The 12682-nt window shown below is 56.8% G+C and carries 12 protein-coding genes; 1 reads left to right on the top strand and 11 read right to left on the bottom strand.

Features of this window, described 5'->3' with window-relative positions; genetic code table 11:
- Window positions 1-74 precede the first annotated feature (74 nt).
- Window positions 75-1040, bottom strand: a complete 966-nt coding sequence (locus F591_RS0104435; RefSeq protein ID WP_019533383.1) for a phosphotransferase family protein — start codon at window positions 1038-1040, stop codon at window positions 75-77.
- 966 nt (window positions 1041-2006) lie between these two features.
- Between F591_RS0104435 and F591_RS32600 the strand changes: the two genes are divergently transcribed.
- A complete protein-coding gene (locus tag F591_RS32600) occupies window positions 2007-2204 on the top strand; it encodes a hypothetical protein (protein ID WP_083935309.1) in 198 nt (65 codons plus the stop codon).
- A 121-nt stretch (window positions 2205-2325) separates the two neighbouring features.
- Here the strand turns inward: F591_RS32600 and F591_RS27375 are convergent, their stop codons facing one another.
- The 10 genes from F591_RS27375 to F591_RS0104385 all read right to left on the bottom strand — a co-directional run bounded on the left by F591_RS27375 (window position 2326) and on the right by F591_RS0104385 (window position 12578).
- Window positions 2326-4035, bottom strand: a complete 1710-nt coding sequence (locus tag F591_RS27375; protein WP_019533381.1) for a methyl-accepting chemotaxis protein — start codon at window positions 4033-4035, stop codon at window positions 2326-2328.
- A gap of 49 nt (window positions 4036-4084) precedes the next feature.
- Window positions 4085-5056, bottom strand: coding sequence for an orotidine-5'-phosphate decarboxylase (gene pyrF / locus F591_RS0104425; protein WP_019533380.1), 972 nt, complete (start codon window positions 5054-5056; stop codon window positions 4085-4087).
- 72 nt (window positions 5057-5128) lie between these two features.
- Window positions 5129-6064 (bottom strand): dihydroorotate dehydrogenase, encoded by a 936-nt coding sequence (locus F591_RS0104420; protein ID WP_019533379.1) that lies wholly within the window; start codon window positions 6062-6064, stop codon window positions 5129-5131.
- A complete protein-coding gene (locus F591_RS0104415; RefSeq protein WP_026326370.1) occupies window positions 6061-6849 on the bottom strand; it encodes a dihydroorotate dehydrogenase electron transfer subunit in 789 nt (262 codons plus the stop codon). Before F591_RS0104415 ends, F591_RS0104420 begins: the two co-directional genes overlap by 4 nt.
- Window positions 6818-8131 (bottom strand): allantoate amidohydrolase, encoded by a 1314-nt coding sequence (locus F591_RS27370; protein WP_156829449.1) that lies wholly within the window; start codon window positions 8129-8131, stop codon window positions 6818-6820. The genes F591_RS0104415 and F591_RS27370 overlap by 32 nt, the downstream gene beginning before the upstream one ends.
- A gap of 253 nt (window positions 8132-8384) precedes the next feature.
- Complete coding sequence (locus F591_RS0104405) at window positions 8385-9167, bottom strand: ABC transporter permease (RefSeq protein WP_245580979.1); 783 nt, start codon at window positions 9165-9167, stop codon at window positions 8385-8387.
- Window positions 9168-9174: 7 nt separating this feature from the next.
- The gene (locus F591_RS0104400; RefSeq protein ID WP_019533375.1) at window positions 9175-10218 is read right to left on the bottom strand and encodes an ABC transporter substrate-binding protein; all 1044 of its coding nucleotides are present in this window, start codon (window positions 10216-10218) and stop codon (window positions 9175-9177) included.
- The gene (locus tag F591_RS0104395; RefSeq protein WP_019533374.1) at window positions 10215-11009 is read right to left on the bottom strand and encodes a nucleoside phosphorylase; all 795 of its coding nucleotides are present in this window, start codon (window positions 11007-11009) and stop codon (window positions 10215-10217) included. Before F591_RS0104395 ends, F591_RS0104400 begins: the two co-directional genes overlap by 4 nt.
- Before the next feature lie 52 nt (window positions 11010-11061).
- Complete coding sequence (locus F591_RS0104390) at window positions 11062-11838, bottom strand: ABC transporter permease (protein ID WP_019533373.1); 777 nt, start codon at window positions 11836-11838, stop codon at window positions 11062-11064.
- Window positions 11838-12578: an ABC transporter ATP-binding protein gene (locus F591_RS0104385; RefSeq protein WP_019533372.1), complete on the bottom strand. Its 741-nt coding sequence runs from the start codon at window positions 12576-12578 to the stop codon at window positions 11838-11840. Before F591_RS0104385 ends, F591_RS0104390 begins: the two co-directional genes overlap by 1 nt.
- Window positions 12579-12682: the final 104 nt, after the last annotated feature.

Below are 12682 nucleotides of genomic sequence, written 5' to 3'. Positions count from 1 at the left end.
TCCACCTTCCTTCCGGGTTCGATCAGCCCCAGTATATGCCGGGCAGGGCCGATGCAGAACGAGAAGAAAGGCGGCTACGCTGACAAATAATGCAGCATTTGCGCCAGAATGCGCACCGTTTCTGCGCCTTGCCTTAAGAGCTCCTGCGGGTTGTAGCGCCCTGCGGCAAGATCCCGGCCGATCAGCAGCAATATCCATGCGGAGTAGGCCGCGCAATAGGCGTGGTACTGCGGCATGAAGTCCGGACGCACCGGCCTGCCCATGCGCTCCCTTTGGCCGGCGTAGGTCCTCAGGACCGCCAGCCTTGTCTCGCCATCGACAGGGGGCCGGCGGTAGGTCGGGCTCGTGATGTCCAGCAAATTATACAAATCCCAATACACGCTGTCCCTGTGAATATATTCCCAATCCAGCACGATAAGCTCGTCATCCCGCAGCACGACATTCAAGGGATACAAATCGCCATGCGAGACGACAAGCTCGGTATCCCAAGGGATCGCGCTCCGTTCCCGGATGAATGCGGACAGTGCGCCCAGCAGTTCGCCGTCTGCCCCAAGCCGGGACAAGAACCGGGCCAGTTCCTCCCGTTCTCTTGCAACCATCGGCCATACCTGTTCGACCGGGGGCGTATGTCCTTCGTAAGACTCCGGCACCGTATCCAGCGGCAGAAGATGCCAGTAAGGCATGACCGAGGCCGCGCGCGTCAAAGTTGCCTCGCTATAGCTGTGCTCCAGCTCGCCCAAGTCTTCGAACATCATCCAATACCGCTCGGGGTCGTTATGATCGGCCGCTCCCAACAGGCGAGGGTAGCGAATCATCGGCAGCAGCGGCAAAACATGAGCGCTAAACCACGCTTCGCGCCCCATCGTCTCTGTGCATGTAAGCGGTTTAAAAATAAGCCTGAGCGTCTCTCCCTCATTCCCGGCAACGGCGATGCGTTCGACCTGCTTGCCGTTTCTCCCGGTATAAATCGCCTTCCGCTCCAGCAGCAAATCGCCGATCAGCCGGCCCTCTTCGCTCACGACGGATCGCCAGTTATCCATAAGCCCTCCCTCCTGCCCGCGCCCGCGGCGTCGCTAAAATCTATGGGCTCATCTTATTGATTTTAGGTAAAGCTGTCAATACTTTTCGATTTTATATGGTAAAATATCACAACCACAAAATTGTTGGATGTACGGAGAGAGAATGGGTGCGTGGTTCCAACCGCTGCCCAAGTCGCGTTCTTTTCAACTGTTGCTCCTTCCTGCCCTGTTCCTTTCCTGAGCTGTTCCTTCCTGCGCTGCCCCTCCTGAGCCGCTCCTTCCTACGCTCCCGCCGAAGTTTCCGAATCTCTAACGCTTGTGACGAACGCTATTTTGCTGAAATACAGCCTTTGAAAAATGTAACGCAACCTGGTAGCGCTATTTTGTCAAAAACGCTCATTCTGGTAGCCCAATATGCGAAATAAGTCTGCTCACTTGCGTTAGAATTTCAAATCGAGCGTTTCGAGCTAAATAAGCTCTGTGGCTAGCGTTAGCCCGGCAAAACAGAATAGGTACTAGCGAGCATGAAGAGAAGCTTCGATCCAAGCCCCTTCACCAGATGAGCGGCTGCGCTTGAGCGACAGTGTTGCCTGGTGCAGCAAGTCACACTTTGATTCAGCACTTTAACGCTTTATCGTAGTGATAACTTTATTGAAAGATTTTTTTGGCAGCGCTGAGAAAACCTGCCTTCGGCATAGCCCTTATTGTGCCAATCTCCCCTTGACTGCGACGGAGATACTCAGCCGGCGACCCGAGAAGCCCGCTTTTAGCGTGCGAACCCCACATTAGCGCTCGGACTCCGCTTTTGCGTGCGGACCCCACATTAGCGCTCGAACTCCACGTTTGCGTTCAGACTCCACGTTTGCGTTCAGACTCCACGTTTGCGCTCGGACTCCGCGTTTGTGCGGCCCCTCCCCAGGCACAAGAGGCGACAAATCCTGCAAAAAATACAACATTTTTCGTCATCTTCGCACCAGAGAAAGGGTAATGTTGTATTTTGTGCAACAATTTGAGGGCAATCGGCTTCAAACCCGGGAACATCGCCCAAAATGTTGCACTTTCTGCAACATTGAGCCGCAAATAGGGCTGATCCCCCCATTTTTATTGTACAAAATACAACATTTGCCTATGAACGAATACCGCCTCATCGGGCGGCCCGGCAGCGCGAAGAAAGGCGCCCTCTAGAGCGCCTTCCATGAAAGCAATATTATGTAATAATACCTCTTATAATTTGATGATGAACGTCAGCAAATTTTCAGTACCGAAGGTGACGACCGATGACGTAGGATTTGTTCGTCATAGACGTCTAAATCTTAAAACGGTTCAGCGATAGCTGCAGCTCTTCCGCAAGCTTGGCCAGCGCATCCGCCGAGTGGCGAATCTCCTCCATGCTTGAGAGCTGCTCCTGGCTCGACGCCGATGTCTGCTGGCTCACCGCCATGCCTTCCTTCGTCACCTCATTGACAAGCTCCATCGCCGACGCGATGCTTTGGCTGCTGGCGGTCAGTTCCTCAATGCTCTGTCTGACCGATGCGACACCGACATAAACGCGTTCGACCGCTTCGTCAATGCGTCCGAAAGCGTCCTGCGCCTGGTGCGTCTTGTCGATCCCTTGTTCCGCTTCAAGCAGCCCTTGCTTCATAGAACTTGCCAGGCGCTGCATCTCGCTTTGGATAGACTGAATCCGCTTCGTAATTCGAACAGAGGCATCGCCCGACTGGTCGGCCAGCTTGCGCACCTCGTCGGCGACAACGGTGAAGCCTTTGCCCGCTTCCCCGGCCCGGGCCGCCTCGATCGCCGCATTCAACGACAGCAGGTTCGTCTGGGCGGAAATTTCCTGAATGATGACGGCAAAGCTGCCGATTTCCCGAATATGGTCCGTCAGCGAGCTGATCATCCCATCCAGCGCCTGCACCGTAGAGTAAATGGCCCTCATCTGCTCCGATGCCGACTGTACCGTCGACGCTCCGTCCTTCGAGGCAGCCGCAGCCGTTCCCGCCGATCGGTACACTTCCTCGCTGCTGGCGCCGATCGACTCGGTGTTGCCCGTCATCCGAACCACCTCGGCAGATGCCTCCCGCAGGCTCGCCGCCTGCTGGTCCAGCTCGCGGGCCAAATGCTCGCTGGACGAAGCGATCTGCTCCGACGCCCGCGTCCCTTGCTCCGTGCTCGCCAGCAGCTGCTCCGCGCTGGCCGAGACGGTCAGCGCATTGTCCGCCACGCTCGCGATCAGTCCGCGCAAGCCGTCAAGCATCGTATTGAACGACCGGTTCAGCTCGCCGAGCTCGTCTTTGTAAGGATAATCTCCCGTTACTGACAAATCGCCGGCTTCCGCCAAAATCATCCGCTGCCTCAACGATTGCAACGGCCCGGTAATTACCCTGCTCACCGCATATCCCAAGCCTACAAACAGCGCGACGGCCAGCAGCGTGCATAAGATGGAAATCGTCTTGGCCGTGCCGGCATCCCGCTCGCTCTGGACATACAACTGCTCGGCCACCTGCTGGTTGTACTCGGACAGCTCCGACAGGGCGTTATGAATTTGCGCCCCGATCATGCCGACCTCGTTCACATACGCATCGTAAGCAGCCGCCTCCTGGCCTTCCTCCGCCAGCTTCGTCACCTTGACGGCCGCTTCGCGAAACTTGGGCAGCGCCTCCGTATACTGCTGCAGCAGCTCCAGCTCCTTCGGATCGGAGGCCAGCTTGCCGTATTCGGCGATGATGCCGTCGATCAGCTCATTCTGCTCCTCCATGCGGTTCAAGGAGAGCCCGTCCTTCGTCGTCATGAATTCCAGCATCATGACTTCGCTGGTCCGCATATATGTCTGCATGCTGTTGACCCATTTAACCGGAAGCAGCCGGTTTTGGTACATTTGCTGCGAATTGGCTGCCAGCTTCGACATATAGGCGAATCCGACGATCGACACGAGAAGTATAAATACGATCGCGCTTGCGTTGAGCAGCCAAATTTTGGACCGGATATTAAGATTTCTAAGCATATCCAACACGTTCATCGTCGTTCACCCTCCGTAGTTGTAGAAGCGTAAAATAGCGGGTCCGTATTTACGAATCCGCTTCGCTCATATCCCGCTTGATTTCCTGAAACCATCTTCGGGCCCACTCTTCGCCCTCCCTCGCCGAATGCATGTTGCTTAGCAAGCAATGGCCGTCTCTGTAAAAATGAATAACATGCTTTTCCTTCCGCAGCAAAATGCCACCGTCGAGATGCATGGTCAATCCGATGCGGTGATTTTGACAATACCGGACGAAAGCCTTGACGATCTCCCTCATCTCATCCGTCGGTTCCACCCGCAAGGTGTAGGACTCGGTCTCGGAGCAATAGCGCACAACCTGAACATCCTTAACGACGGCTGACGCGTCCGCCGACGAAGCGGCAATGCGCAGCGCCGCTTCCCGCGGATTCGGCGCATCGTAGATGGCCCGGCCGATGATGCCGAAGTCCGCTCCCGCCTGGATGGCTGCCTGCAGCGTGCCGCCTTGAGCGCCGATGCCGCAGGCGATCATGACCAGTTCCGGGCCGACCGTCTCCCGCAGCGCGCGAATTTGATCGGGCCGGGTGCCCGGCGCCTGAATGCCGTAGCATCCGAGGTAGGCGGCCATCTCGGCGAACTGCCGGGCGTGAGGCCGGGTGAATTCGAGCCCGCCCGGATGCGTCAGCTCGGTGACGACGAAGATGCCCAGATCTTCCCCCGCCACCTCGAGAATTTCCACGAGCGCATCCGGTCCGATAAAGCCGTGCGCCATCACCGCGCTGACACCGGCTTGCTTGGCCATCCGCACAATCCGGTTGTTGGTTACGGGCACGTCGGCGATTTTCAAATCGGCGATAATCGGCAGACCGTACGTATCCTTAAGCTCTTTGACAAAGGACAAGCCCTCCTGCAAAATGAGCGGATAGTTGATTTTGACCGCATCCACGACGTCCCGGCACTGCTCCAGCACGCGCAGGCTTGCCGTCCGGTCCGGCGTATCCAAGGCTAAAATAATATGGGACTTGGGAGGTGGAAGAAACATAAGCCTCACTTCTTTCAGAATAAGATTCTTCCTCGATCGTCCGGCGTCGATGCCAAATCGGAGCCGATCCGGTTAATCCTGCACGGCAGCCCCGATCAATTCGCGAATATCCTCGATATTATATTGAAGCATGTAGTCCTTGATCTCCCGCAAAATATCGATCATGGCCGTCGGCTGAACGAAATTGGCCGTTCCCACCTGCACGGCGGACGCTCCGGCCAGCAGCATCTCGATCGCATCCTCGCCGTTCATCACGCCGCCGCATCCGATAATGGGCAGCTTGGAAACTTGCCGCACCTGGTAAATCATCCGGACGATAATCGGCTTGACCGCAGGTCCGGATAGTCCTCCCATGACATTGCCGATCTTCGGCCTGCGCGTGTGAATATCAATCGCCATCGCCAGAATCGTGTTCGCCACGTTCAGCCCGTCCGCACCGCCCCGCTCAGCGGCAAGGGCAATCTCCTGAATGCTGGTCACATTCGGCGTCAGCTTGGCGATAATCGGCTTGTCCGTGACCTCCTTCACCCGGCGGATCAGCTGGAAGGTCGCTTCCGGATCCATGCCGAAGGCAAGCCCGTTGCCTTTGAGGTTCGGGCACGAGATGTTCAGCTCGAGCGCCGCCACGCCCTCGGTGCCCCCGATCGTCTCGCTCATCTCGGCGAATTCGTCGAACGAATCGGCGGAAATGCTGGAGATGAGCGGAATCTTGTATTGGCGGTAATACGGCAGCGTATGCTCCAGGTAATAAGCGAGCCCTTTGCTTTGTATGCCGATGGAATTAATCATGCCCGCCGGCGTTTCGCACACCCTGGGCGTCTTGTTTCCTTTGCGCGGTTCTTTCGTGATGCTCTTAGGGACGATGGCCGCTAGCTCGTTGAAATCGATGACCTCGTCCATATCCTCGCCGAAAGCGCCCGATGCCGGCATAATAGGATTTTGCAGCCGCAGACTGCCGATGTTCACATCCAGGCGCAAATCCGCCTCTGATAAGCTTCGCTTGCTCATGTCAGCACCACCTGTTCCAGCGGGAAAACCGGCCCTTCCTTGCATACGCGCACCGTGCGGGACGTGCCGTCCGCCTGCCGGATATCGCATACGCAGGCGAAGCAGACGCCCATCGCGCAGCCCATATGCTCCTCCAGCGCAATCTCCGCGAAAATGCCATTGCGGGCGGCGATGTCCTGCAGCAGCAGAGACAGCCGCTTGGAGCCGCACGTATAAGCCGCCTGGATATCGCGTTCCCGGACAATCCGCTCCAGCAGAGGCCGAACCTCCTCGACCGCGCTGCTGCCGTCTTCGTCGGTAACCTTATAGACTTCGGCGCCCAAGCCTTGCAGCGTTTCGGCCGCAAGCAGATCGTTGCGGGACCGGGCGCTAAGCACCGCCACGCTGCGCACTCCCTGCTGCGCCGCCTCCTGGGCCAGAGCAGCCAGCGTCGCAATGCCGACTCCGCGGGCCAGCATCAAGATCGAGCCGCCATGTCCCTTCAGAGTGAATCCCTGGCCCAGCGGGCCGAATACGTCGACCTGGTCTCCCGCAGCGACCCCGGTCAGCCGCCGGGTGCCGAGCCCTTTCACCAAATACAGAAACTCGAGCGTATGCTCGGTCCGGTTGATCCGGTAGATGCTGAACGGCCGGCGCAGCAAAGGATCGTACTCGTCAGAGCAGCGAAAATTAAAAAATTGACCCGGCCTGACGTCCTCCTGCAATTCCGACGCGTCGACAACCATATGCCAGTACCGTTCGCTGACTTGCCGATTAGACAATACCTTTAGCTTTGCCGCTCTCATGCTGATGTCCCCTATTCAAAGTAATAATCGCGTCCTTCGATTCGTCCGAAACCGCCTCAGCGCACTTCAGCACGGCCGCTTCCAGCAGGAAGGCGCCACGCGCGATCTGGCTTGTCGCGCTGTACTCGTCCTTGTGGTGGCTCAGGCCGCCCTTCGACGGCACAAAGATCATCCCCGTCGGACAGAGCGCCGCCATATTCATCGCGTCATGCCCCGCTCCGCTCATCATGCGGACATGGCTGACGCCCAGGCGCTCACACTGCTCGGCGAGCAGATCGGCCGTCCGGTTGTCCAGCAGCACCGGCTCCTCGTCGCTCAGCACGCGAACTTCGGAGCGCAGGCCGCGCTCCAGCTCCAGACGGCTCATCACGCCGTAGATGCGCTCGATGACCGCTTGCCGGGAGGACTTCTTCGTTCCCCGCACGTCGACCTGCAGCATAACCTGATCCGGCACCACATTCATCGCCCCGGGCCGAACGTCGCAGACGCCGGCGGTCGCTACCGTTCCGGACGACGATTCCGCCAGCGCAGCCCGCTCCAGCTCCAAAATGATTTCGGCTGCGCCGATGAGCGCGTCCTTGCGCATCGTCATGGGCGTCGTGCCGGAATGCGAGGCTCTGCCCTGGATCGTAATCTCCAGGCGGGCCGGGGCGGCGATGCCGGCAACGATTCCGACGTCGATCCCGCTCTCCTCCAGAACCGGTCCCTGCTCGATATGCAGCTCGAAAAACGCTTTGAGCTCCTTGCCGCTGCGACGGGAGCTTTCTATGCGGTTAACATCCAATCCTACCGCGGACAGCGCCTCCTCGAACGAGATGCCCTCCTTGTCATGCAGCCGCTCCAGCGACGCGCGGTTCAGCTTCCCCGCCATTGCCTTGCTGCCGACGGTAGAGACGCCGAAACGGGCTGATTCCTCGCAGGCGAACGATATTACTTCTATGGGATGGCGCGTGGCGATTCCGCGCTCATTCAAGCCTCTTACCAGCTCCAGCCCGGCCATAACGCCGAGTGTGCCGTCAAAGCGGCCGCCCTGCTGCACCGTATCGAGATGCGAGCCGCAGGCTACCGCCGGCAAATTGCTGACCAGGCCCGGGCGCCGGGCGATCACATTGCCGCAGGCATCAATCCGCACCGACATCCCCTGCTCCTCGCATTGCTTCATAAAGTAGCGAGTGGCCGCCCAATGCTCCGCCGTATAGGCCAGCCGGGTAATCCCGCCTTCCGGCGTTCCGCCAAACTCGTTGATTTCCCGCATCGACGCTTCCAATCGATCTATATTCACGATGCTTCACCTCGATCAAACCTCAGCTTTGCTTCCATTATAGTGGAATGAGGCCAGGCCGTCGTTGTGGCGGAAGCCGAAAGAAACCAGCGGGATTTGTCCGCTCGGACCACAATAAACGGCTTCGCCGTCCCGATGTATCTATCAGGACGATGCGCCGTTTATCAAGACGATGCGAAGCTTTGAAAAAAGCCCCCTCAGACTCTCAAAAGCTGAACAAGTCGAAGGGGGCTGGCGGAGCAGGGCCCGCGGGTTACATGATCATTTCTTGCGATTCGTGCCAATGAAGTACTTTCTTCTCTAGGTAGTTGGATAGCAAGTACAAGATCAAGCCCATAACGCTCAGCAAGAGAACTGCCGTTAAGATCATATTGATATCGAACGTTTCGCTGCCGAGAATGACCAGATAGCCGAGCCCCGCCTTGGCCCCGATCATCTCACCGATGACGGCGCCGGTAATCGCATAGGTCGTGGATACTTTCAAGCCCGACATGATGGACGGAAGCGAGTACGGGATTTCGACCGAATAGAACCGCTGCCAGCGGTTGGCTTTCAAAATATGCAGCAAATCCTGCATATTCCGCTCCACGGACCGAATCCCGATGATCGTATTGACCATGATCGGGAAGAAGACGACCAGGATGACCAAGGCGATCTTGGAGCTCGCCCCCAGGCCGAACCACAGCACGAACAGCGGAGCGATCGAAATTTTCGGCGCGATCTGAGCCAGGACGATGTACGGAGTGAACAGACGCTCGAGCAGCACGCTCTTGGCCAGCAAATACCCGAACACCAGTCCCAGCAGGCTGCCGATGACAAAGCCGATGAATATTTCGTAAAGCGTCGTGCCGATATGAGCGCCGATGCCGCCCATGGTCAGATTGCTCCAGAACTTGCTAGCAAACGCCAGCGGAGCCGGCAAAATTTGCGGCGGAACCTGAAACACGGAGACATAGGCTTGCCACAGCAGCAGGAACGTGATCAGTGTACCGATAGCCAGAACGGTCTTGCGTCCGTATTTATTCAAACCGATCACCCCTGCATTACTTCAGATTCGTCACGACGAGGTCTTCAGCCTTGAATTCCTTCTTGATGACGTCGAATTTCTTCTGCGTATCGATTGCTGTCTGCCATCTTGCCATGTCAGCCGCTCCAAACCCGTCTTTCTTGGTCAGATCGCTTTGCCACAGATAAGGAATGAACACGTCGTTAAAGATTTTTTCCGTAATCTCCTGCTTGCCTTCCGAAGCCTGCGCGTATTTCTTGATGGACATGTCAATCGCAGCCTTCGCGTTGCCGCCGATGATGTAGTCCAGCGCTTTGTTCAAAGCCGTATTGAAGCCGATCACACTGTCCTTGTTCGATTCCAGGAACTTGTCGGAGGTGATGACCACGTTGCCGAACGAAGGAAGGTATTCGTCCGAACGGATTTCATCTACTTCCACGCCGCTGTTGCGCAGCTCGACCGTTCTCAGCATGGAGAAGGCAATGGCGTCCACCTCATCGGATACGAGCGCATTGACGATCGCCCCGGTGCCGACGATTTTCGTGTTGACGTCCTTGATGCTCAGTCCGTTCTGCTCAAGCATAACCTGCAATTGGATATAGTTCGGGCTGCCGAAGCTGGTGACGGCAACCGTCTTGCCCTTCAAATCTTGAGGCTGCGCAATGCCTTTATCCTTCTTGAAAATAACGGCGCCCAGTCCGCGCTGATACGTCGTGTGCACGACCTTCACCGGGATATCCTGAGACTTTGCCGTAATGACGGCATCCGCGTTCGGGAAGCCGAACTGCACGTTGTCGGCCGCCACGTTCTTGACGATGCTGGCAGCGTCGGCATAGACGAAATCGACATCCAGTCCTTGCTCTTCGAAGTATCCTTCTTCCTTGGCGACATACAGCGGAGCGTAATAAGGAACGGCCGCTCCGTCGATTTGCACGGTCACCTTCTTGACTTCTTTCTGCGGAGTTTCGCCGCCGCCGGCAGCCGGCGTCTGGGCCGTACCGCCTCCGCCGGCGCCCGATCCGCAGGCGGCCATAACGGACACAAGGGCAATGGACACAATCGTGCTCAATACTTTTTTCATTGCGGAATAATCCCCTTTTGAATGATTTTGTCGATGGCGAGCAATGCGGCTCTGCACAGCTTCAGCTGGCTTTCTTCATAATCGACCAGCCACTGATTCGTCGCGCGGTTGGCGTGCACGACAAGCAGCGTTCCGGCATAAGCTCCCATCACCGAGGCGATCGTCAGGAGCGTCTCCGATTCCATCTCCAGATTCAATACGCCCAAAGCTTTCATTTCCTGAATCATGCCGTCGGAATAATTGTAGCCGGCGACGTTCCGGTCCTGTCCATGATAGAAGGAAGAGGTCGTCGCGCCGATCCCGAGATGATAGCGATAGCCCAGCGTCTCGCACGCCTCCACCAGCGCCTGCACCACATAATGGTTGGCAACCGCAGGATATTCGGGACGCGCGTAATGCGCAGCGGTTCCTCCCAGTCGAACGCTGCCGGTGTTAATGATCAAGTCGCCGCATTCGATCCCCTCCTGTATCGCGCCCGTGCCGCCGATGCGGATCAGGCACTTGGCCTTCAGCCGCAGCAATTCGAGGACGGCGATTTCCGTCGAAGGCCCGCCGATGCCCGTAGAACAGACAGAAACGGGGTGGCCGCCGGATTCGCCGGTTCCTACCTTGAATTCGCGGTTCGAGCTTAAAATCTTGTAGTTGTCGAACAGCTCGGAAATCAGCTCGACGCGGCCGGGATCTCCCGGAAGCAGAACATAGGGCGCCACATCGCCTTCGGCAATGCGAAGATGCGGCACCTTCGTCCCTTCGTAAAGAGGGAAATCCGCCTGGATAAATCTGCTGCTCACTATATATCGTCACCTCCTCTCGAGAATTTTAGCCATATTCAGCCATAATATGTTAAGATTTGCGCACAGTCTGCTTGGAGTCGTGCCAGAACAGGAAGCGGTTCTCCAAGAAGCTGATGAGCGCGTAGAAAAGAATACCCATAATGATGGTATAAATGATGCTGGCGAACAGCATTGGCGAATTGTACGTCGTGCTGTTGAATACAAGCAGATATCCGAGCCCGCTTTCGCCGGATATCCATTCGGCCACGATCGCCGCGATGACCGCTTGGACCATACCGACCTTCAGCCCGGCGAAAATTTGCGGCAGCGAATGAGGCAGCTCGACCTGCACGATCTTCTGCCACCAGGATAAGCCGGTAATCTGCATCAGACATTTCAGGTTGTAGTCGATGCTCTTCAGTCCGAACATCGCGCCAAGCATAACGGGGAAAAAGACCATGGAGATAATCAGCACCAGCTTGGAAACGAAGCCGAGCCCGAACCAAATGACGAACAGCGGGGCAAGGGCGATTTTCGGCGCCGTCTGGGCAAGCAAAATGTACGGCATGAGCGCTTCTTCCAGAAACTTGATCTTGCCGATAAGATACCCGATGACATAGCCCAGAATCGTACCGAGCACGAACCCGGCCAGCACCTCGCCGGAGGTAACAAGGAAATGCATGGCGACGTCCTGCTCCGGAATCATATCGATCAAAGCCCGACCGACGTCGGACGGAAGCGGCAGGATGAACGAGGGCACGTCAAAAACGATGACATAGACGAACCATACTAGAACAAGGATGGCGATCGCGACGGCGTATTCGCCAATCAGTCTAAATCGTGACATCAGCCCAACACTTCCCTTAATTTTTTCACGTAGCTGCCGAACTCGGGCGTTTCCTTCACATCGACCGTCCGCGGACGAGGCAGGTCGATATTTAGGATCTCGTCGATTTTGCCGGGACGGGGGGACATGACGATAACGCGGTCGGACAAGAATACCGCTTCGGCAATGCTGTGAGTGACGAACAAGATCGTCTTCTTCGTCTCGTTCCAGATCCGCATCAGCTCGATGCCCATCTTGTCGCGGGTCAGCGCGTCCAGGGCGCCGAACGGCTCGTCCATCAGCAGCACGTCCGGATTGTAGGACAGCGCCCGGACGATCGACACCCGCTGTCTCATGCCGCCGGACAGCTCGCGCGGATATGCCTTTTCAAATCCTTTGAGGCCGGCCAGCTCCAGCAGCTTGTCCAGCTTCGCCAAGTTTTCCTTCGTATCCAGCTTCTTGACCTCCAGCGGAAACTTCGCATTCTGATATACCGTCTTCCACGGCAGCAGCGTCGCGTCCTGAAAGACGAAGCCGATATGGTCGGCCGAGCTTTCCCAGTGAATGCGGCCGGAAGAAGGCTGATCCAGGTTCGCGAGAATGCGCAGCAGCGTCGATTTGCCGCAGCCCGAAGGACCGATGATGGAAATAAACTCGCTTTGCCGAACGTCCAGATGAATATGGGATAACGCGTGAACCTCCCGGCCCCCGCTCGATTTATAGATCTTGTTGACATCTTCAATGCGGATCGCTGTTGACACGTCGGAAACACTTCCTTTTTCCTAGTCTTTCGACAAAAATAGGATGCTAAGCTGCAAAAACCGACTTTACTCCACTTATATTCTATATTTTTTTAATGTTAGTA

The sequence above is a fragment of the Paenibacillus ginsengihumi DSM 21568 genome, from assembly GCF_000380965.1.
Taxonomy (GTDB): Bacteria; Bacillota; Bacilli; order Paenibacillales; family NBRC-103111; genus Paenibacillus_G; species Paenibacillus_G ginsengihumi.
The sequence above is the reverse complement of the archived record's forward strand: the minus strand, read 5'-3'. Positions and strand labels throughout refer to the sequence as shown.